This is a genomic window from Natrarchaeobius chitinivorans, assembly GCF_003841505.1.
GTDB classification, from domain to species: domain Archaea; phylum Halobacteriota; class Halobacteria; order Halobacteriales; family Natrialbaceae; genus Natrarchaeobius; species Natrarchaeobius chitinivorans.
The window spans coordinates 21,386-43,578 of record NZ_REGA01000009.1 but is presented as its reverse complement, the minus strand read 5'-3'; the positions used below and the strand labels follow the sequence as shown (position 1 = coordinate 43,578).

The following is a 22,193-nucleotide window of genomic DNA, read 5'->3' as shown; positions in this document are numbered from 1 at the left end:
CGGCAGGAAAAGTACGCGACTCGAGCCACGGCGTGAAAACGCGGTCGACCGCGGCGAGACGGGCGGTTGCAGCGCGAGCGCTTTTGCCGGATCGGACCGTTTTCTTACCCACGTTGGTCGACGTCGAACTCCCCTTCGAAGATCCCGACCGCGAACTGGACGTCAGAGACGAGTACAGCGCGACGCTCAACGTCTTCTTGCACTTTACGGTTCTCGGGCTGATCACGCTGGTGAGCGGCCGGCCGTTTCTCTTCCCGAGTCTCGGCCCCTCGGCGTACCTGATGGCGACCGGCGAACAGCCGCGGGCCGAAGGTGGCTACCACGTCATCGGCGGCCACGCCGTCGCCGTCGCCGCCGGACTGATCGCCTACGCGCTGCTCGGAAACGAGGTCAGCGCGTACGTCGTCTTCGATCAGCCGGATCCCGCGTTCTCGTGGAACCTGATCTACCTGTCCGCGAGCGCGACGCTCGCGATGATGCTGACGACCACGACCATGTTACTGACGAAGACGAACCACGCGGCGGCGTGTGCGACGACGCTCATCATCGCGCTCGGGCTGATGGGCGGTGTCGTCGACGCCCTCATCATCGTCACGGCGGTCGCCATCCTCTGGTACTTTCACGACCGCGTCATCTCGACGCTCGCAGAACGGTACGGGTTCAAACCGAAAGACGCTCGCGAGTAATCAGGAGTTCTCTTCGTCCTGTAGTTCGGCGAGTTCGGCCTCGACCTCGCTGTCGTCGACGTCGGCTTCGAGGTCCTCGAGTTCCGACTCGTCGACCTCGGTCTCGGTTTCGGATTGGGGTTCGGGCTCGGGTTCACCGCCCCCGACCTCGGATTTCAGCGTCTCGAGTTCGGCCTCGACGCCGCTGTCGGTCGACAGCTCCTCGAGTTCGCGGTCGATGGAGTCCTTATCGGAGATGACGTCGTCGAACGCGCCGGTCTCGTGGAGTTCGTCGAGCGCCGCGGCGCGGGCTTCCATGTCCTCGGTCTGTTCTTCGGCGCGTTCGATCGCGCGGCCGACGTCCTCGAACTCTTCGCCCGTCGCCGTCATCGCCTCCGACACCGTCGAGCTCGCTTCCGCAGCCTCGTAGCGGGCTTTCATCGTTTCCTTCTTCGTTCGGAACTCCTCGATTCGTGCCTGGAGTTCGTCTTTCTGCTCGATCAGACGATCCTGCTGGCTCTGGAGTTCCGAGATCTGGCGCTCCAGATCCTCGATCTGGTTCATCTTCGTCTTCTTTTTCTCCAGCGCACGTCGTGCCAGATCTTCTCGGTCCTGCTGGACCGCCGTCCGGGCCTGCTCGTTGTGTTTTTCGACGTTCTCCTCGAGGCGGCGTTTTTGCATCTCGAGGCGCTTTTTCTGCGTGGTGAGGTCGGCGATGCCGCGTTTGACCTCCTGGAGCTGATCGCGCATCTGCTCGTAGGAGTAATCGAGCGTTTCGGTCGGATCCTCGGCCCGGTTGAGCACCGAGTTGATCTTCGACCGGATGACGTAGGAGGTCCGAGAGAGGATGCCCATACTCGTACCTATCGCTCGTCGCCCTTAAAAACATCACATCAGCGACAGTCCGAACCGAAGGTGCCAGCGTTCGTGCCGCAGCGAGGGGATACCCGTCTCCGGACGATCGATTACGGCCCGGCAACCCGGATGACCGATTTTGATTACAGACCGCGTCGAACGGTCACCGATGACGGACGTACTGATTCCGGCCGGTCGCGACGTACGCGGAACGCTCGAGGAACCGGCTGCCGGCGCAGACGTAATCGTCGTCGCCTGCCCCCCTCATCCCCAACGCGGCGGGTCGCGAAGCGACGGGCGGCTCGTGGCGGTCGCCGACGCGCTCCGTGAGTCGGGAATCGCCTGTCTCCGGTTCGACTACGGTGCGTGGGACGAGGGGTACGGCGAGCGCGCGGACGTCCGCAACGTCGTCCGGTGGGCCGCGGATCGATACGAACGGATCGGCGTCTTCGGCTACAGTTTCGGGGCGACGGAGGCGTTGCTCGCGTCCGCCGATCTCGAGGCCGTGGACGCGGTCTCCGCGCTCGCACCGACGGCTCGACTCGCGGACGACCTCGATGCGATCTCGGCACTCGAGACCCTCGCCGTGCCAGTCCAGATACTGTACGGAGAGCGGGATACGACGGTCGAGTGGGAGCCGGTCGTCGACGGCGCGACCGACCGCGACGACGTGACGCCGTTGCCGGCCGACCACTTCTTCGTCGGACAGCGCGAACGGATCGCTACCGAAGTCACGTCCTTTTTCGAGCGGACGGTGCTCGAGTGAGCGCGCTGAGTCCCTGACGGGGGCATTCGATGCAAAAGTACAAGTATGTTGAATGAACCCGTTGATCGTATGGAGAAACATCCGAGCCCACAGATGGGAACGAACGGCGACGTGATCGCACAGAGACTCATCGCGTTTCTCGTCGACGGGATAATTCTGGGCCTCATCGCGGGGCTCCTCTCGGTCGTTGGATTCGCACTCGGGGACACGGTCGGCCTACTGATGTCACTCGTCATCCTGGTCGTCACGTTCGTCTACGTGTTCCTTCTCGAGGGACTGTACGGCTACACGCCCGGCAAGTACCTGTTCGGCCTGGTCGTGGTCAAATCGGACGGATCGAACTGCACCGTCGGGGCGTCGATTCTGCGTAACCTGGCGCTGATCGTCGATCAGCTTCCGTTCGCGTACCTGATCGGCCTCGTGTTGATCCTCATCACCGACGAGAACCAGCGGATCGGCGATCTGATCGCGGATACGGTCGTCGTCAAGCAACGCTGAGATATAGTAGCCACTGCAAGTCATTGCACATCTGATCGGCAGACTGATCGGCGATGGGTGTGTAAATCGTTGCAGTTGTCACCATAGGTCGCCGTCGGCCATCGTCGGGACGATTTCGAACGGCCTGCCGGCGGATCGGTAGATCGAGTGCAGTCCACACGGGACGTTTCGATCACTAACACCGCGGCTCTAAGGGGTGTGGCCGCACGTGGTTCGGAAGCGCTTACTCTTCGTCTTCCTCCCGCTCGTCGAGGAACTCGTGAGCCTGTTCTAAGATTTCGCGCGGGCCGTCCTGTGTAACGGTGTTCACTGCCTGTTCGTAATCGCGCCACTGCAGGTCGCGGTGTTCGTTCGACAGTTCCGCACTCGCCTCGAAGGATTTCGCGATGAAGAGGTGAACGGTCTTGTGGATCGTCGTCCCGTTCGCCTCGAACACGTAGTCGTAGTCCTCACGAAAGCCGTCGAGAAGTCGGAACTCCTCGATGCCTGCCTCTTCCTTAACTTCGCGGATAGCCGTCTGCTGTAGTTCTTCGCCTCCCTCGACACCGCCCTTCGGAAACTCCCAGTCGCCCGGGCGGCTCTTGAGTAGAAGATACTCGCGCCGGCCCCGCGTGTCGCGGAAGAGGATTGCGCCTGCGCTCGTAGCTTCGACTGCCATTAACGAGATTAATAGGTACGACGTTAAGAGAATATCGGAGTGTTCGTCGTTCGTATACGCTCTCGAGCGAAACGCAACCGAACCGACCGCGATCTCAGCAGGTTTTTACGCGCCGGCCGTGGACGGTCTGACAACACAGCCATGACCTTCGTCACCCGTCTCACGCTCCAGAGCGGCGACCGAGCGGCGCTCGACGGCATCGTCGACGACATCAAAACGACCGCGGAACGAAAGGGTGCGGCGCTGAAAGGCCCCCATTCGCACCCGCCCGAGAAACGGTCGGTCCCACAGTACAGCCGCCTCCACGCGGACGACGATCGGCGCTTTTCCTCCTGGGAGTACACGGTTTTCACCCGTCAACTCGAGATTCACGGCCACGACAACCTCGCGCGCAACATCGCCTCGCAGAACTTCCCCGACTCGGTCCACATCGAAGCCGAAGTCGAGCAGATCCACAGCTCCGGACGCGGGAACTGAACGTCGTCCGCGAGGGACGGACGAAGTACAGTGTTTTTTTATCGTTCGCGACGAGGGACCGGTATGACGAGCGCCGATCTCGTCTCGCTTCGGCGAGACCTCCACCGGAGACCGGAACCCGCCTGGCGGGAGTTTTACACGACCGCACGAATCGTCGAGGAACTCGAGTCCCGCTTCGACCTCGACGAACTCCACGTGGGACCGGACGCCATCGCCGAGGAGCACCGACTCGCGGTCCCCGACGACGTCGAACTCACACGATGGTACGAACAGGCCCGCGACGCCGGGGCCGACGAGGCGATACTCGAGCGCCTCGAGGGAGGATACACGGGAGCCGTCGCGGTCCTCGAGCGGGGCGACGGGCCGACCGTGGGTCTGCGCGTCGACATCGACGCCCTCCCGCGGTCGGAATCCGACGATCCGGACCACCTGCCCGCAGCGGAGGGGTTCCGATCGGAACACGACGGCGCGATGCACGCCTGCGGACACGACGCCCACGCGACGATCGGTATCGGCGTCCTCGAACGGATCGCAGACGGCGAGTTCTCCGGAACCCTCAAGGTCTTTTTCCAGCCCGCAGAGGAGATCATCGCCGGCGGCAAGGCGATGGCCAGAAGCGAGCATATCGAGGACGTCGACGCCATGCTCGCGGTCCACGTTGGACTGAACCACCCCACCGGTGAGATCGTCGCCGGCGTCGACGGCTTCCTGGCCGTCTCACACCTCGAGGCGACGTTCACCGGCGAGCCAGCCCACGCGGGCGGCCACCCCGAGGACGGTCGAAACGCCGTCCAGGCGATGGCGACGGCCGTCCAGAACCTCTATGCCATTCCCCGGAACAGCGGGGGGAAGACGCGGGTCAACGCGGGAATCGCGGAGGGTGGAAGCGCCGCGAACATCGTCCCCGAAGAGGCCCGGATCGTCGCCGAAGTGCGAGGCGAGACGACGGAGTTGATGGAGTACATGCGATCGAACGCCCGCCGCGTCCTCCGGAGCGCCGCCGAGATGCACGACTGTGACGTCGAGATCGAACCGGGCGCGGAGGCCCCGAGCGCGACGAGCGACGACGAGCTCGTCTCGATCGTCGCCGACGTGGCCGCGAGGACAGATGGCGTGGATAGCGTCCTCGAGCGCGACGACCTCGGCGGGAGCGAGGACGCCACGTTCCTGATGGAGACGGTCCAGGAAAACGGCGGCACGGCCTGTTACGTCGGCGTCGGCACCGACCACCCCGGCGGCCACCACACGTCGACGTTCGACGTGGACGAGGAGAGCATCGGTACCGGGATCGACGTCCTCGCCGGTGCGATAGAGCGTATCGAGCTCGAAAATCACTGAGAGCCGCCAAAACCCGCGAACCTGTGACTACCACCGCGTGAGGAACATACGGCTCTCGGCTCCACTCCGGGACCCGCCGAGAACGACCACGATATTTGTCCCTCGAGACGAATCATTCGAACGACATGCCTTCCACGCAGTCACCCTCCGCCCGGTCCGAGCCGCCGCGACTCGAGGTGAACTCGCCGTGACGTCGATCCGCACCCGCGCGAGCCTCCTCGTCCGTACGGTCGTCGCCGCCGGCTGCTGTCTCGCCCTCTCGAGTGGCGTCGTCGGCGCGGCCCTCCTGCTCGTCGCCGTCCCCGTCTACGCGGGGGTTCGCTACGGCGTCGAGGCGCTTTCGTCACCGACGTTCTTCCCCGGTACCGACTCCGGCCTCCTCGTCGAACCGGTCGCCGCGGCGCTCGTGGTCGCGGTCACGATCACCTGTCTGGTCGCCGTCGAACTCTCGCTGCGAACCGTCCGAACCGCCCGCGAGCTCGGGTCGCCGGCGGGCGCGCTCGCGCAGGGAACCGTCGAACTCGCCTCGTACGTGCTGTTGCTCTCGTCGCTGCTGATCGCCCTGGCTGCCCTGCCGTTTCTGGGTCAGGCGCTTCCCGAACCCGTGCTCGCGATGCTGATTCTGCTCGGTTTCTTCTACCTGGTGACGGTCGGCTACGCCTGGGCCGCCCACGAGTGGCTCCGCTCGAGAGACGGCGTGGACGACGAGCGCACGACCGGTGGCAACTGGCTCGTCCTCGTCGTCTTCGCCGTCGGCTACCTCAGCGCGGCGTTCTGGCCAGGATTCTCCCTGCTCGTCGTGGGCGCGCTCGGCTGGCTCGTCCTCGGTTCGATCCTCGCACCCGACTACGTCGACCGGGTTCGAGACGCCGTCGAGCGCCGCGCCGCCGAGAGCGCCGAGGAGGAGCCCGTCGATCCCGCCGACGTCTACGGCTTCACGGACGAGGTCGAACGGATTCGCACCCGACTCCGGCGAGCGCGCGGGCCGCGACCGGCAGTTCTGGCAGCGGCCGGTGCGCTCGCCGTCGCGGGAGGCGGCTACTGGGCGGGGACCATCGTCCCGACGGAGACCCTCGCCGTCTCGCTGGCCGCCGCGAGCGCGTTCACACTCGTCGGCGTCCACGCAGGCGGCGCGATACGCGCGGAGTTCGCCGGCGACACCGCCGTCCTCCGGGACCTCGAGGATCGATTCGACCTCGAGACGCTCGTGGCGGACGAGCCGGCGGGTCGGGTCGCCGGTGGGGCGGAAGCGGGTTCGAGCGCAGCGGTGGACGGCCAACGGTCTCGAACGCAACTGGAGTCGGTCGTGACCCGACTCGCCGGGCAGGCCGACCTTCCGACCCCCGAGATTCGGGTGCTCGAGCGCGAGACGCCGGTCGCGCTGACGGTTGGATACCGGCCCGCTGCGTCGACGCTCGTCCTCTCGCACGGACTGCTCGAGACGCTCGAGGAACGCGAACTCGATGCCGTCGTCGCCCACGAACTCGCCCACCTCAAAAACCGGGACGCCGCGGTGCTCACCGCGTTGTCGGCCCCCGGTGCCGTCTCACGGCTCTCCCGCAGCCGGTACGGTTACAACCCCGTCGTCGAACCGCTCGCGGCGGTCGTTCGGATCGCGAGTCGCTGGTACGTCGCCCTCGTCGCCCACGGCCGGGAGTACGCCGCCGACGACGGCGCGGTCGCGATCACCGGCGACCCGGCAGGCCTCGCGAGCGCGCTCGAGACGCTCGATTTCGACCTCGAGCGCCGTCCGACGACGGACCTCCGCGAGCGGGAGACGGCCGCCGCGTTCGCCATCGTCCCGCCGCCGTGGGAGGAACACCGCTTTTTCGACCGGACGCGACGGTTCGTCGCGCGAACGATCTTCGGAACCCATCCGCCGACGGAGAAGCGCGTCGACCGGCTGCGGGCTCGAGTGTGATCCGGGCGTCCCGATACACTCGAAACAGGTGGCCAGGAGGGGCGGTCGCCGCAACTCGCGGCGACCGTCGTGACTCGGGGGAGGGCAGGCGGTCGGCCGATACCGACCGCGAGCGAGTAAAACGAGCGAGCGGGCCGACGACCGATGTGGAGGACGCTACGCGTCCGAAACGGAGGGAGGAGTGCTTTTGATCGACATTTTGCCGAGGGACGGCGCGTGCGAGGCGTTCGTCGCTCGCGCCAGACCGCAGCGCAAAAGGTCGATTCTAGTACTTCGGATCGGCTCCGGTCGTCTCGTAGACGGCCTCCATCAGCTCGTCGCGTCGGTCCTGCCAGGCCGCGAGGCCGTCGGGACTCGAGGGGTAGTCCTCGTAGTGTGCGAGGAGGTCGTCCGCGCAGCGTTTCGTTTTGTAGAGGTTCCAGATGGTTCCCCAGTGGCCGCGGCTCTTGATCAGGGCCTCGAGTTTGAGCTTCGTGCCGATGTCCGTGCTGCCGGAGTAGAGCGCTTCGGCGAGTTTCTCGCCGGGCATCGCCGCGAGCAGCCCCATGAGGTCGTCGACGTCGACCGCGGTCGAGAGGATGTTGTAGACGTCGAGCGCCGCGTACCGCGCGCCGAAGTGATCCATCACGCGCTCGTTGTACTCCCAGAGCGTCTCCTCGCTCGGGTCGCCGGTCTCGATCGCCTCGACGATCCGTTCGGCGGCGTACTTGCCGGCGTAGGCCGCCCCGGCGATGCCGCCGCCGGTGGTCGGGTTGACGTGGCCCGCGGCGTCGCCGATCGCCACGTAGCCGGGGTGGACGGCCGAGTCGTACGGCCGACGGGTCGGCAGCGCCGCGCCGAGTTTGTCCTCGACGTCGGCTCCGGCGAACTCCGGTCTGTTCTCGAGGTCGTGTTTGAGATCCTCGACGAGTTGCATGGGCTCTTCGGTCATCTGAAAGCCCAGCCCGGCGTTGATCTCGGTCTCCGTCCGCGGGAAGTACCAGAGATAGCCCGCCGCGCGTTCGGTCGGCTTGAAGACGAGCGCGTCGGACCACTCGACGGGTTCCTCGACGTGGACGATCTCGCGGTAGGCCGAACAGAAGTGCGAGTAGTTGACGTTGGTGTCGAACGTCGACTCCGAGAAGTCGACGTTGTCCTGCAGTACCGAGAGCGAGCCCGCCGCGTCGACGACGACGTCTGCCTCGTAGGTGATCGGATCGCCTTTCCGGATCGCCTCGACGCCGGTGACGCGTCCGTCCTCGGCCTGGACGACGTCCGTCACGACGGTGTCGTACTGCATCCGCGCGCCCGCGTTTTCGGCACCCTCGATGATCCGCCGGCCGTACTCCCAGCGATCGATGACCGCCAGTTCGCCGGGAACCGGAATCTCGAGGACCGTATCCTCCTGTGGAATCTCGAATCGGCCGTGGTCGACGCCGGTGTTGGTAAACGCCGGTTCGATCTGGGATTTCGGGATCGACTCGGGAAACGCGTTCGCCCCCTTCAGGGCGTCCCCGCAGGCGATGTGTCCCGCCTCTTCCTCGGATTTGCGCTCGAGGACGACGACGTCGTACCCCTCCCGTGCGACGGTCGCGGCGGCGTAACAGCCGGCGGTCCCGGCACCGACGACGACGGCGTCGGGTGACTGCGTCTGCGTTCCAGACGGCGCGGCCCCACCCGACTGCTCCTGTGTACTCATACCCACACTCTCTATACCCCGACAAGAAAACGTTTTATGGTCGTTCCGGCGACTCGGCGGAGCGAATCCATCCAACGAGTGGCCGTCGACGCCGTTGGCCGGGTCGCGTCAGCATCGTCTACGGGTGCTCGGCGCGTCGTTGGTGCTGGCCGCGACAGAGGTTTTCACTCACACACCGTTGCTAGCCGGAGTGTGAGAAGAAGGGCCAGCACCACACTGAGAGTAAGGTGGAGGCTAAATCCTGGAACCGAATCATCCGATCGATCAGTATCTCCGGGCAACTCGTGCTGACCGTCGCCGAGATCATCGCCGATTTCCCCGCCATCGTCGTCACCGGTTTCATCAGCGGGCGCCGTCACGTCGTCGGTTTCGCTGGCTTCACTGTCACCGGATTCGCCAGCGTCATCACTGATTTCGCCACTACCTGCTGTCTTCTCACCGTCGGCGGGAGCGCTCGAAGAGCCCGACGACGAAGAGCGCGGTTCAACCTCCACGGAGAGTGTCGACTCGAGGACGTCGATATTCACGGTGAGGGTTGCGATTCCATCGCCAACGGCTTCAACAGTCGCGTTCTCGATGACGATGACGTCCTGATCGGAACTCGAGAGCGCCGCCGTCTCGTTTGCGTACGCCGTCGAGCCGTCGAAGAAATCGACCGTGACGATCGCGTCAGTCGTCGCTCCCGGCTCGAGCGAGTCGTCGGCGAGCGACAGGTCGAGATCGGCGAGCATCCACCCGTGGCGTGGGTACGCATCGTCGAGCGCGATCCACGTCTCGTTGAAATCGAGACCCGTATCCTGGGCAGCTAAACCGGCCAGTTCGTCCGCGTTCAATCCATTGGAGTCAGGCGAACCGGCCGAGTGGTTCTGGGTCGTTTCGGTCGCGTCCCAGTAACTCGAGTCGACGTGCGGCGTCCCCTCGCCGACGAGACCGCCGGTTGCCGTCGTTCCGGTCACCTGTCCAACGGCGAACGATCCGGAGACGTCCCCGTCGCTCTCACCGACCAGCCCGCCGACGGCCGTCGTCCCCTCGACAGTGGCACTCGAGGCCGACGCCGAAACGCCGCCGCCGGAGCCGACCAGACCACCGACCGACTCCTCGCCGGCGACGCTCCCGCTCACGACGACCCCGTCGATCGATCCCGCCGAGAGCGAGCCGACCAGGCCGCCGACCCGTTCGTCGCCCGTGACGCTCACGTTCTCGAGCGCGAGCGTCTCGATCGTACCCCCGTCGACGGTACCGAACAGGCCGACCGAAGAGTTGCCAGGTCGCTCCACGCTGAGCGTCGAAATGGCGTTGCCCTGTCCGTCGAGTGAGCCGGTGAACGGCGACGCGTCGTCGCCGATCGGCTCGAAACCGTCGCCACCGTGCCAGGCGTCGGCTTCGGCGGCGTCGACGTGTTCCTCGAGCACGTAGTGGGCGTCGGGTTCCGCCCCGATTGCCTGCAGTTCGGCCGCGTTCGTGACCCGGTACGGTTCTTCGTGCGTGCCGTCGCCGTCGTGAGCCAGCCAGAGCGAGTCGGATACGACGAGCGTCTCAGCCGACGGCGTAACGACCGTCGATTCGGATCGGTAGCCGTCCGCCTCGAGTGTCACCTCGTACGCTTGCTCGCCCGGAACGGCCGTCAGCAGGTAGGAGCCGTTCGCGGCGGTCGTCGTCTCGAAGGCGGAGCCATCCGCGTCGACCGTGACGGTCACCCCTTCGATCGCGTCGCCGGTCACGCGGTCGCTCACGGTCCCCTCGATGGTCGAATCACCCTCGAGTGCGATCGAAACCGGGACCGTCGCACCGGTGTCGACTCCGTCCGTCGTGACCGTCGCCTCGTCGTAGCCCGTGGCGTTCGCGATGACGGCGTACTCGTCACCCGTTCCGGGAACCGTCACCGCGAGCACTCCGTCGGAATCGGTCGTCGGCACTGGCTCGACCTGTGCCCCGTCGTTCTCGCGTTCGATCGTCACCGAAACGTTCGCAAGCGGCTCGTCGGTACGCGAATCAGTGGCATCTACCTCGAGCGAAGCGTCGCCGTCGAGCAACGCCGGCTCGGACAGCGTCGTGGTTCCGGGCTCCTCGACGCGTGCGTCGAATTCGGTCGGCTCGTAGCCAGCCAGCGTAATGGTGACGTCGTACTCGACGGCGCTCGCCAGCTCGGGTACGGTGTAGGTTCCGTTTCCGGTGTGGCTCCCGGCGTAGGTGCCGTGGCCGTCGACCGGCGTCGCCTCGACGGTCGCACCCTCGAGTCCGTCGCCGAACTGCTCGCCACCGACGTCGAACTCGAGTGCGCCGTCGCCGGTCAGCGAGCGGTCGACCTCGTCGTCGTGATCGACGTGGAGCGACGTCGTGTCGACGTCGTAGCCGTCCGCATCGATCGTAAGCGTGTAGTCGTAGCCGCCAACGACGTCGGTCAGCTCGTAGACACCGTCGGCGTTCGTCTCGGTTTCGAACGCGAGGCCGGTGTCGACGCGGTCGTCGTCGAGTTCGACGGTTACGTTTGCGCCTGCGATGGGGTGGTCCGTCACCTCGTCGGTGACCGTTCCGGTCACCGTCGTCTCACCGATCGGCTCGAGGACGACGTTCTCGGTCTGTTGCGTGCCAGCGTCGAGCGCCACTCCGTCTCGCGTCATCTGTCCGTAGCCGTCGCGGTCAGCGACGAGGTCGTACGTCTCTCCACCGGGCAGGTTCTCGACGGCGTACTCGCCCGCTTCGTCGGTCGTCGTCTCGTACGCTCCAGCGCCGTTCGTCGCGGTCACCGTCACGTCCTCGATTCCGTCCTCGGTCAGTAGATCGGTCACCGTTCCGGTGATCTCGGCGTCACCGACGACGGTTAGATCCCGCGAAACGCTCGCGCCGTCGGCGACGGTCACCGTCTCCGCAGTCGGTTCGTAACCCGCTTCGTCGACGGTGACGGTGTACACTTCGCCCGTTCCGGGAACGTTCTCGATCGTGTACTCGCCGTTTCCACCCGTCGTCGCTTCGTACGCTCCGGCACCGTTTTCGGCGGTGACGGTCACGCTTTCCATCGGCGCACCGAACGCGTCGTCGGTCACCTGCCCGGAGATCGTGGCGTTTCCAGACAGGGCGTCAGTTCGACTCTCGGACGAACCGGCAGCGAGGAATACGTTCGTCACCACCTCGCCATCGTAGCCGTTGGCCTCGATCGTGACGTCGTAGACGAATCCGCCCGGAAGCGGCGTCATCTCGGCGATACCGTCACCGGCAGTCACGAACGAATCGCTCTCACCGAGCGTCTCGTTCTGAGCGATTACGGTCGCCCCGTCGATCGGGCCACCGGTTTCGCTATCCTCGAGCGTGATCTCGGCTGCTGCGTCGCCACCCAGGGTGACGTCGAAGTCAGTCACCGTCTCGCCGTCACCGAGTTCGACGGTCTCGCTCGTCTCGACCCATCCGTCGGGATCGACGGTGACGGTGTACTCCTCACCGGTTCCGGCGACGGTCGCCGCGTACTCGCCGTCCTCGTCCGTCTCCACGACGTACTCTTGCTCACCGGCCACGTCGACTTCGACGTCCTCAAGAGCCGTCCCGAACGTCTCGTCCGTGAGGGTTCCGCCGAGCGTTGCGCTTCCCGTCAGTTCGGCGTCGAAAGCGTGAGTCGTCTCCTCACCGACGGATTCGTCCGATTCGACGACGATTTCGTAACCGCTCGCTTCGATCGCGACGTCGTAGTCGTGACCACCGGGAACGTCTTCGACGGTGTATTCGCCGTTCTCGTCGGTCGTTGCGTCGTACGCACCGGCACCGTTTTCGGCGGTGACGGTCGCACCCTCGATTCCGTCTCCGCTCTCGCTGTCGGTGAGCTGGCCGGTGATCTCGGCGTTGCCGCCCAGTACATAGTTCGCCGACAGTTCGTGGCCCGGATCGAACGAGCGAAGCGGGATCTCGGCCGGTTCGTACCCCGGTTGAGAGAACGTGTACTCGTACGTGAACCCGCCAGGAAGCACGATTTCCATCGCTCCGTCCCCGTCGGCCGTGAACGCGTCCTCCGCGACGCCGAACGTCTCGTGTTCGATGCTCACGGTCGTCCCCTCGAGCGGCGCGGCCGTTTCTCCGTCACTGAGCGTAACAGTGTCCCGCGCGTCGCCGGTGAGCGCGAACTCCACGTCGGTCACGTCGTCGCCGTCACTGATCGTTTCGGTCGTCGACTCCCCGTCCCAGCCGATCGGATCGACGCCCACCGTGTACGCGTCGCCTGTACCGGGCACGCTTTCGACAGTGTACTCACCGTTCTCGTCCGTCTCGGCGGTGTACGTCCCGAGCCCGTTCTCGACGGCGACGTCGATCCCGTCGAGTCCCGTCTCGAACGTCGTATCCGAGACGGAGCCACTGACCGTCGCAGTCCCGTTCAACCCGACTGTCACGTCTTCGATATCTTCCCAGTCGTCAACGACAGTCGTCGTCGCGCTGGAGTCGTAGCCATCAGCGCTCGCGTGGACCGTGTACACCTCATCCGTTCCAGGGACGTCTTCGATCGCATACGCTCCATCCGCATCGGTGGCATCCTCGAAGACGATCTCTTCGCCAGTCGGATACTCGAGCGCGACGTCGGCGTCCTCGATTCCCTCACCGGTTGCCTCATCGACGACGGTACCGCTCACCGAGGCGGTTCCAGAGACGGAGAATTGTATCGAGTGAGAGACACCGTGTTCGTCGTAGACGGTGTCTGATTCGTACCCGTTCTTTTCTGCCGTGAGTACGAACCGGTCAGTCTTCCCGTCGAAATCCAGGTGTGTGGGGAGTTCGGGAAGCTCGATCGCGACCGGGCTTCCATCGCTCGCGGTCGTAACCGTCGTCTCGCCGAGCGTCGGCTCAATTCCTCCCGTATCGTGTTCAACGGTGACCGTCGCATCACCGAGGAGATGTGACTGCCCAGCATCGGAAAGCAACTGGTCGTGGACCTCAACGGTAGCGGTTCTCGACCCCGAGACGGTGAGGTCAGCCTGTACCTCCTCACCGTCTCCAGCCGTCACGGTCGTCGAGTTCTCGTCCCAGCCGTCCGGATCGGTACTCACCGTGTACTCGACTCCGGTTCCGGGGACCCCTTCGACGGTGTACTCCCCGTTCTCGTCGGTCGTCGTCGTGTACTCGAGGTGTCCATCCGAGACGGTCACTTCCACGTCCGGAACGCCGCTTTCGAACGTCGCGTCCTCGATCGTTCCGCTCACGGAAGCGTTCCCGGCGAGTTCGATCGCTCCCACGTCTGCGAGTACACCATCCTCGACGGTCACCGCCACACTCCCGTGGTCGTACCCGGCCGCCCGTGCGACGACGGTGTACTCCTCGTCGGTCCCGGGGACGTTTTCGATGGAAAATTCGCCATCTGCATCGGTTGCGTTCTCGATGGTAAACTCTCCGTCACGTGGGTAGACGATCGTTACATCGGCGTTTTCGGCCCCGTCTCCCGTACGCTCGTCTTCGACGGTCCCCTCGATCGCTGCATTACCCGTCAGTCCGGAATCGAGGGTGTGGGTTGTCCCGTCACCGACTGCTTCGTCGGACTCGACGACGGTTTCGTAACCGTCAGCCTCGATTGTCACGTCGTAGTCGTGACCACCGGGGACGTTCTCGACCGTGTACGAGCCATCGGCGCTCGTCGTCGCTTCGTAGGCACCTGCCCCGTTCTGGGCGGTCACGGTCGTACCCCCGGTTCCCTCGCCGGTTTCGCCGTCAGTGATGGTTCCGGTGATCTCGGCGTTGCCGCCAAGTTTATAATCCGCACCCAGTTTATGGCCCGGATCGAACGAGCGAAGCGGGATTTCGGCCGGTTCGTACCCCGGGTGCGAGAACGTGTACTCGTACGTGAAGCCACCGGGGAGGACAATCTCCATCTCTCCGTCCCCGTCGGTCGTAAACGCGTCCTCGGCGACGCCGAACGTCTCGTGCTCGATGCGCACCGTCGTCCCCTCGAGCGGCGCGTCCGTTTCTCCGTCACTGAGCGTGATGGCGTCCCGCGCATCGCCGGTGATCGCGAGGTCCACGCCGGTCACCTCGTCGCCATCGTCGATGGTCACAGTTGTCGAATTATCGTCCCAGCCGGTCTGATCGACGCTCACCACGTATTCCTCACCGGTTCCGGGAACGTTCTCGACGGTATACTCGCCATCTTCGTCCGTCTCGGCGGTGTACGTCCCGAGTCCGTTCCCGACGGCGACGTCGATTCCGTCGAGCCCCGTCTCGAACGTGGTATCCGAGACTGTGCCGCTGACCGATTCGTTTCCGATCAGCCCGATGTCCCGGGTTTTATCTCCCTCGTCGAGCGTGATGGGGACGCTTTTCATCTCGTATCCGGATGCCTCGACCGCCAACTCGAAGTCGCCTCTCTGCCCGACCTCGAGTTCGTACGAACCGTCGCTGGCGGTTTCGGTTTCGGAGCTCTCCTCGCCGTCTTCGTGGTCGAGTCTCACTGTCGCGCCCGCGATTCCCAGCTCTCCGTCGGCAATCGAGTCGGTAACGGTGCCGTCGACGGTCAACGACTCGACCTCGATCGTCACCGTCGCATCGTCGTACCCCGCGTCGTTCTCGAGGCGGTAGTCGAACTGATAGGTTCCGGATTTGGACGGATCGACCAACTCGAGCGAGCCGTCGGCGTCGATCGTCAGGTCCCCGCCCGCGAGGTCGGCCGTCTCCTCAGCGTCGTATTCGGTCGCGTCGCCAGCGAGTTCACCACCGCCGAAACTCGCGACGTCTGCGTCCGGTTCGCCGAGATCGTCGACTCCGTGGCCGTGGTCCGCAACAACTGACGTAGTGAGCGTATCGGCAGCATCGACCTCGAGATCGACGTCGTTTGCTTCGGGCGGCGTTCCGAGCAGTTCGAACGAGAGGTCGTCGACGTACGCGCGCGCATAGGCATCGCCGCCGAGATCCATCTCCTCCGGGCTGTGTACGAAGATCCGAACGGTTGCGTGGGTCGCCTCGTCGGGCGGAACAGTGGTGTCCGAAAACGCGTCAAACTCCGTCGTTCCCTCCGACCGCATCTCGGAGAGATCGGCACCATCGTCCCCCGACGCGGTGATTTTCGTTCCGTCTTCGTTCAGATAGTCGACTTCGAGCGTGACGTAGCTATCTTCGGGGGTCGCTTCAGTTCCAACGAACCCGGCCAGTTCGTACGTGTATCCGCCCCGGACTGGCACCGTCTGTTCACCGACCGCATCGTACCCGTCTCCCCCACGGTCACCGATCGCGTACGGAGGGACCGGCGGATTCTGCTCTCCGTTCGGCTGACCCGTTCCGGACTCTTGTGGGTCGAGACAGTCGATGTTTCCATTGCCGGGCGAGACATCGTCCCACGCCTCGAAGCTATCTGGATCGCAGTCAGCGTCCAACAGCGTACTGTCTCTGACCCAGAGTTCGACCGTCGCAGTGCTCGAGTCGTGTTCGTTCTCGGTCTCGTACTCGAAGGTGTGGGTCCCGACGTCGGTCGGTTCCTCGAGACTGAACGAGCCGTCGGCTTCGACGGTGAGCGTCCCGCCAGCGAAGGGAACTGACTCACCGGGGCCGTGGTCGGTCACGCTCCCCGAGAGGTCGCCACCGCCGAAGTTCACGAGTTCAGCTTCGGGCGTCCCCAGTTCGTCTACCCCGTTGCCCCAGTCATCGAACAGCGTGTCCGAGGGATCGAACGTGTGATAGATACCGACCTCGGTTTCGACATCGTACGCGTTCACCGGCTCTTCACCGGGGTCTCCGCGATCGATCGAGAGATCGTCGAAGTAGACCCCCGCCGGATCGTCGTGTCCACTCGGGCGGACGACCGTAAGACGGAGCGTCGCCCGTTTCGCGTCGTCGGGTGCGTCGGTGATCTCAGTGAATCGATCGAAATCCGTGGTCGATTCGGACTGGAGTTCCCCGAGCGTGAACCCCTCGGCCGCGATCACGTGGCCGTCAGAATCGAGGTACTCGAACTCGATCGTTCCGGAGTAGTCCTCGGAGTCGGTTCCGTACAGTCCCGAAACGGTGTAGGTTTTCCCACCGACGACGTAGACGGTCTGTTCGGTGTGGACCTCGTCATCGAGATTGATGTAGTTATCCGTGAACGACCGTTCTCCGACGGCCGTGTGATCGGTGTCGGTAAACGGGAGGTCCTCGAGGTCCTGACAGGAGATACTTTCCCCATCCCACCCGATTGGCTGGTCCTGGGCGTTGCTATCCCACTCCTCACACAGCGGGTTCTCCAGTTCGTGATCGAAAATTTCGATCTCGACCGTCGCATCGTCGTGGTCACCTTCATATCCCAGTCGATACTCGAACTCGAACGTACCCGTCTGCGTCGGGTTCGTCACGCTGAACGATCCGTCAGCGTTGACCTGTAAGTCGCCACCGGCGAGTTCGGCTGTTTCTCCCGCGACGTTGTCGGTGACACTCCCACCGAGGTCGCCGCCGCCGAAGTGAGTGATCTCTCCGGAGTCGTCGAATCCACGGTCGTCTTCGTCCTCGCCGAACTCGTCATCGAAGAGCGTCCAGTCGGGGGCAATCGTCTGTTCGATCCCCGTCTCGACACCCTCGACGTCGAACGCCGTCGGCGCGTCACTGAACTCCTGCAATCGGACGTCGTCCGCCCAGAGCAACGGCCTATCGAGACCGAAATCTCCACCGTTTACCAGAATTATTCGCACGACCGCTTCGTCGGCGTTCTCCGGGGCCGCCGTCGTCTCGACGAACTGATCGGGTTCTGTGTGGTCTTCAGGTTGGAATTCACCGCTATCGATCACTCCCTCGCTGATAGGGCTACCGTCGTCGAGAAACTGGACCTCGAACTGGGCATAGTCGTCGTCTACCTCGTCGGACCCAACCCACACGCTGAACTGGTACTCAGAACCACCCGTGACCGGAACCGTTTGCGTGACGATGGACTCGTCGGTCGTCGGTTCCAGGTCCTCCCAGTCAATGAACACATAGTCGCCCACTCTGGGATCCGGCATAAAATCGGGCTCGGGCTCGTTGCATTCGATCTCTCCCTGCTCGACCGTCCAGTGAAGCGGCTCCTCGCCCCCACCCTGTCCGGCGACAGTGCACGTAGGGTTCACCAGGAGATTCGGACCGAGACTCGTCCCGTCCGAACTCGAGCTCACCGAAAACGACGTTGTTCGAGTCGGTTTCTCGTACGTCCCACCAGCGGTCGCTTCAGCACCACCGACAACATCAGCTTCGTTCACCGAGACGCCATCCGTACCGCCTTCAAACGTGTTTATCAGTACGTCCGAGTTAGAAAGATCGTCCGATACCGCAAACACTCCCGGAGTGAATACCAATCCAAAAACAAGTAATAATAACCCAATCGCGTATGGGTCTCGTCGAAGAATCATTGTTAACAAAATATATTCCATATCTATATTACTTTCTTTTATGGACGTTCCATTACTGAACAACTGTCTCACTGGCGAACAATTATATCAGTGGTGGTATCTTATCAGATATGAATACAAGTGCGCTTCAGGATGCGCTGTCTGTCGGTAACCGAGCGGACATTCTCTCTGTCTGTTCCGGGACACCGCTGACTCGAAGCGAGATCGCGGATCGAGTCGATCGCTCTCGCGCAACGGTCTACCGCGCGACGGATGCTCTCGAGCAGAACGAGTTTCTCGAACAGACTCCGGATGGATTTCGGACGACCCAGCGAGGAGCGGTAGTGCTCGAGGCCACGAACCGCTTTCTCGATTCCGTGACGGCGATCGACCGACTCGAACCACTCCTGATGGGGGTGAGTTCGCAAGAACTCGCAGCGAACGCTCACCTGCTCATCGACGCCGAACTCGTCGTTGCGACCGAAACCAACCCGTACGTAGCGACCGATCGCGCGATGGATCTCTGGGAGACTTCCGACCGGATCCGATTTGCGATTCCCGCAATGGGCTCACGAGATTCCATCGTCAGGGGGACGACAGAGATTCGAAACTCGGGAATGGACGTCGAAATGTGTCTGACACCGAAGGTCCTCGCGACGTTTCGAAACCTTACCCCGGACCTCCTAGACGAGATCATCGTCGCGGAGAACGTAACGATACGGGTCTCTGAACGGATACCGTTCTCGTTTGCCCTCCACGAAGACGTCGTTACCGTTGGCGCAAACGACGAGACCGGGATCGCAACAGTCCTCGCGATAAGCGATGCTCCCGAAGCCCGAAGCTGGCTCTACGGCCTGTTCGAACGGTGTTGGTCACGAGGTACCCCCGTCGAGGAGTTCCTCGAATAACGAACAACGGAGACCGAGAAACCGAGTGGAACTGTGTCCGAGCAGATCTCCGGACGAAAACGGTGTTTCATACGGTTTGCTGTAAGCCATTACCGGCGCACCCCCGACCCGGGCGGCAGGTGCGCCGGTACATCGGTACAGCAGTCCGTATCAGGGCCGCTGTGGGTATGTTCCCCGTACGGCGATGACGTAGTTGATCGCCAGATACGGCGGCATATTATCGTGCGGTGCGCTCCCACCTGCGTCACCGATGGTGGTCTCGACGGCCATCTGTCCGCCGGTCGACTCTGCGTAGATATCCACGTCGTCAGATCGGGCGAGACGATTTCCGCTCGGTGCTCCGGTGTTTCCAAGGGATCTACTCACTGGTAAATCCGACCGTGCTTCGTGCCCGTGCGCTGGTAGCTCTCTTTCCGTTAGCGTGACCTGTTCCGCCCCACCAGTTTCGCCGAGTTCTCGAGAGGTCCGCCCCGTGCCCCGTCCCGCTCCGATGGGGGTTCGACCGGTCAGATTGGGGACCCGGAACGTCGTCTGTCCGTTCCCGCCGTAGGTCGTCCCGAGTAAGCTGAACAACGCCTGGTAGTTCTGGACCTGAAGCGGACGCCCGTCACACATCATGAACCCTTTCGGAGCGAACGATCCAGCAAACATGCTAATCCCACCCATGTACTCCTCGATGGAGAGCTGAGACGCGCCGACGGCCGCGTTCTCAACCTCAGCGGAATTATCTGATCCGTCGATCGCCTGCCGACCGGGGACTTCCCGGGAGAGCACCGCTTCGTAATATACGTCCTCCGGGTCGGAGCGTCCGCTCGGCGTCGGGCTGAGCGTGAGATCGAACCACTCACCGTCCTCACCGACCAGCCGGTACATCTTCCCGTCGAGGGGCCTCCCCTCAAGACCGTCGAAGATCAACGTGAACTGTTCCCAATCGTCGACGGTGTCCCGCGACGTATCGAGTTCCGTCAACCGAAACTCTCCGTCGTCATCACCGTCGACCGTGAACGTCGTTTCGACGAGGTCGTCGAGCGTCTGCAGCGATGGGGCCGGTCGTAATTCGTGCATCGGTCTACGTGGAAGCTACTAGATAATAAGCACTAGACTAGAGAACGAATGTCCGAGACGACCCACACGAGCCACGACTGGTCGCAATTCGAACGGTCGATACGCAAATTCTGTTCATTTTACGTCGAAACTCCTCGTGCGGACCGCCACAACGCTGGTTCAACCGTCGGTTTCCGGCGGAACGAGCCGGACGACCGGTGCATCGCTGTCGTCCACTGCGACGTAGAGGAAGCCGGTATCGGGGGCGACCGCGACGTCGCGAATCCGCCACCCGCGGTCGGCCAGCAGCGGATCGAGTTCCTCGACGTCCCTCCCGTCGACGGCGAAGTGACCGAGGTACTCCCCGACGAGGTTCCCGACGAACAGCTCCCCCTGCCAGTCGGGGAACGCCTCACCGTCGTAGAACGTCGCGCCGGCGGGCGGAAAGCCGCCCGTGTTACACTCCCAGTAGTAGACCGGGTCGACCACGTCTGCGCGCTCGCGGGGATCGTCGCCGATGGGATCGTCGGTCCCGTACTCACAGCCGGTGTGAGCGACCGGCCAGCCGTAGTTGCCGCCCGCCTCGAGGACGTTGATCTCGTCGCCGTCCTCCTCGCCGTGTTCGCTCTGCCATATTTCGCCCGTCTCGGGGTGGACGGTCATCCCCTGGGCGTTCCGGTGACCGTAGCTGAAGACCGCGTCGTCGGCGTTTGGGTCGTCGACGAACGGATTATCCTCGGGGATCGAGCCGTCCGGTTCGAGCCGGATCGTGGTCCCGAGGTCGTTCGTCGGGTCCTGCGAAACGTGATCCGGGCCGAAGTCGTCGAACTGTCGGTCACCGACGGTGACGTAGAGCGCGTCGTCCTCGCCAAAGACGACGCGAGAACCGTAGTGGGCGTTCGACTCGACGAACGGCTCGGCGACGTACAACACCTCGAACTCCTCGAGCGTGGCCGCCTCGAGGTTGAGTTCGCCTCGTCCGAGGTGCGTTGTCGACTCGCCGTCGTCGTTCGTCGCGGCGTAGGTCAGGTAGATCCACGGTTCGTTCGGAAACTCGGGATGGGAAGCAACGTCGAGCAGTCCGCCCTGACCGGCGTCGTGGACGGGCGGCACGCCGTCTACGGCCGAACTCGAACCGTCCTCGCGATCGACGGCGGTCAGCCGTCCCTCGCGCTCGGTGACGAGCAGCCGGGAGTCCTCCGGGAGGAACTCGAGTCCCCACGGATGGACCAGCCCCTCGGCGACGGTTTCGGCGTCGAACTCGTCGGGGTCGGATGGACCGGCGAGGGGGGTGACGCAGCCGGCGGTCGCGAGGGAACCGACCGCAATGGCGCTTTGGAGGAACGTTCGACGCGTCGGGCCGCGGTTCGAATCGGTCACAGAGGAGTCACCCGTCACCGCCTTTTCGGTGGTGTGGCGTTTGACGGTTGGGGTGTGCCGTGGCGAACGATAGTTCTCGAGCCGGCCGATCGTTCTCGAGCCAATCGTGGCGGGTAGCGAGCGCAGGAGTCTTATTAAATCGAGGGAAAAGCGGCCTATTCGGCCTCCGTCGGCGACGTTCGAAGACCGACCGCAAACTCGAGCATGCCGCTGGCGGCGGCGCAGTCGGGGCAGTACGTCCGACCGACGGGCCGGTATCGGTCCGTGAGTTCGGGACACGGCTCGGCGACGACGTGGATCACTCGAATCTCGGGGATCGACTCGTCACAGCGATCACAGATCGTCGTCGGACGATCGGTGCCGGCCGCGTCACCCGGATCGTGCCGGGAACTCATCGGCGCGTCCTCTCGAGGCGTGTACTGACGACTCCAGCGGGGGGACGGGTGTTCTCGAGGACCGGTCGGTAGTCGATGGCGATACGACGCTGTCGTGCGAGACCTTTTTGTCTCGGTGGCAGGAACGTAAGCATGGCAACCGAGTGAGAGCTTGGAAGCCACACGCCTCGGGTGTTGCTGCACCCGGGGCATTTCGTACGCATGCCCCCGCGTCCGCTTTTGGAGCGTACGGCTTCCATCGTGACAGTCGTTCTGCAGGATAATATAACTTCTGTATGAGTCAGGAATAAGGCCAGTCACTCCAAAAGCGTATAGAACGT

The 22,193-nt window shown here is 63.8% G+C and carries 14 protein-coding genes; 7 read left to right on the top strand and 7 right to left on the bottom strand.

Annotated elements, in window-relative coordinates; all coding sequences use genetic code 11:
* Nucleotides 1-113 precede the first annotated feature (113 nt).
* The gene (locus EA473_RS11420; RefSeq protein ID WP_124195792.1) at nt 114-686 is read left to right on the top strand and encodes an HPP family protein; all 573 of its coding nucleotides are present in this window, start codon (nt 114-116) and stop codon (nt 684-686) included.
* On the opposite strand, the gene EA473_RS11415 is transcribed toward EA473_RS11420, so the two are convergent.
* On the bottom strand, nt 687-1,520 hold the full coding sequence (locus EA473_RS11415) for a PspA/IM30 family protein (protein WP_124195791.1): 834 nt from the start codon (nt 1,518-1,520) through the stop codon (nt 687-689).
* Between the two features lie 169 nt (nt 1,521-1,689).
* On the opposite strand from EA473_RS11415, the gene EA473_RS11410 reads away from it, so the two are divergent.
* Together EA473_RS11410 and EA473_RS11405 are read left to right on the top strand one after the other, a co-directional pair.
* The gene (locus EA473_RS11410; protein WP_124195790.1) at nt 1,690-2,286 is read left to right on the top strand and encodes an alpha/beta hydrolase; all 597 of its coding nucleotides are present in this window, start codon (nt 1,690-1,692) and stop codon (nt 2,284-2,286) included.
* A 69-nt stretch (nt 2,287-2,355) separates the two neighbouring features.
* The gene (locus EA473_RS11405; RefSeq protein ID WP_124195789.1) at nt 2,356-2,784 is read left to right on the top strand and encodes an RDD family protein; all 429 of its coding nucleotides are present in this window, start codon (nt 2,356-2,358) and stop codon (nt 2,782-2,784) included.
* 223 nt (nt 2,785-3,007) lie between these two features.
* Here the strand turns inward: EA473_RS11405 and EA473_RS11400 are convergent, their stop codons facing one another.
* Nucleotides 3,008-3,442: a bis(5'-nucleosyl)-tetraphosphatase gene (locus EA473_RS11400; RefSeq protein WP_124195788.1), complete on the bottom strand. Its 435-nt coding sequence runs from the start codon at nt 3,440-3,442 to the stop codon at nt 3,008-3,010.
* A 141-nt stretch (nt 3,443-3,583) separates the two neighbouring features.
* Here EA473_RS11400 and EA473_RS11395 point away from each other — a divergent pair, with 141 nt between their 5' ends.
* The 3 genes from EA473_RS11395 to EA473_RS11385 all read left to right on the top strand — a co-directional run bounded on the left by EA473_RS11395 (nt 3,584) and on the right by EA473_RS11385 (nt 7,178).
* Entirely contained in the window at nt 3,584-3,919 is a 336-nt protein-coding gene (locus EA473_RS11395; protein ID WP_124195787.1) for an uS10/mL48 family ribosomal protein, read from the top strand.
* A gap of 63 nt (nt 3,920-3,982) precedes the next feature.
* Nucleotides 3,983-5,257, top strand: coding sequence for an amidohydrolase (locus tag EA473_RS11390; protein ID WP_124195786.1), 1,275 nt, complete (start codon nt 3,983-3,985; stop codon nt 5,255-5,257).
* 187 nt (nt 5,258-5,444) lie between these two features.
* A complete protein-coding gene (locus EA473_RS11385) occupies nt 5,445-7,178 on the top strand; it encodes a M48 family metalloprotease (RefSeq protein ID WP_124195785.1) in 1,734 nt (577 codons plus the stop codon).
* A 265-nt stretch (nt 7,179-7,443) separates the two neighbouring features.
* On the opposite strand, the gene EA473_RS11380 is transcribed toward EA473_RS11385, so the two are convergent.
* Nucleotides 7,444-8,856, bottom strand: coding sequence for a geranylgeranyl reductase family protein (locus EA473_RS11380; protein ID WP_124195784.1), 1,413 nt, complete (start codon nt 8,854-8,856; stop codon nt 7,444-7,446).
* Nucleotides 8,857-9,020: 164 nt separating this feature from the next.
* Complete coding sequence (locus tag EA473_RS11375; protein ID WP_124195783.1) at nt 9,021-18,017, bottom strand: carboxypeptidase regulatory-like domain-containing protein; 8,997 nt, start codon at nt 18,015-18,017, stop codon at nt 9,021-9,023.
* A gap of 260 nt (nt 18,018-18,277) precedes the next feature.
* Here EA473_RS11375 and EA473_RS11370 point away from each other — a divergent pair, with 260 nt between their 5' ends.
* Nucleotides 18,278-19,054, top strand: a complete 777-nt coding sequence (locus tag EA473_RS11370) for a helix-turn-helix transcriptional regulator (protein WP_124195782.1) — start codon at nt 18,278-18,280, stop codon at nt 19,052-19,054.
* Nucleotides 19,055-19,204: 150 nt separating this feature from the next.
* Here the strand turns inward: EA473_RS11370 and EA473_RS22555 are convergent, their stop codons facing one another.
* From EA473_RS22555 to EA473_RS11355, 3 genes are all read right to left on the bottom strand, one after another.
* On the bottom strand, nt 19,205-20,119 hold the full coding sequence (locus tag EA473_RS22555; RefSeq protein WP_207890172.1) for a phage tail protein: 915 nt from the start codon (nt 20,117-20,119) through the stop codon (nt 19,205-19,207).
* Between the two features lie 159 nt (nt 20,120-20,278).
* Nucleotides 20,279-21,478, bottom strand: a complete 1,200-nt coding sequence (locus tag EA473_RS11360; RefSeq protein WP_243645236.1) for a PQQ-dependent sugar dehydrogenase — start codon at nt 21,476-21,478, stop codon at nt 20,279-20,281.
* 155 nt (nt 21,479-21,633) lie between these two features.
* On the bottom strand, nt 21,634-21,873 hold the full coding sequence (locus tag EA473_RS11355) for a hypothetical protein (RefSeq protein WP_124195780.1): 240 nt from the start codon (nt 21,871-21,873) through the stop codon (nt 21,634-21,636).
* Nucleotides 21,874-22,193: the final 320 nt, after the last annotated feature.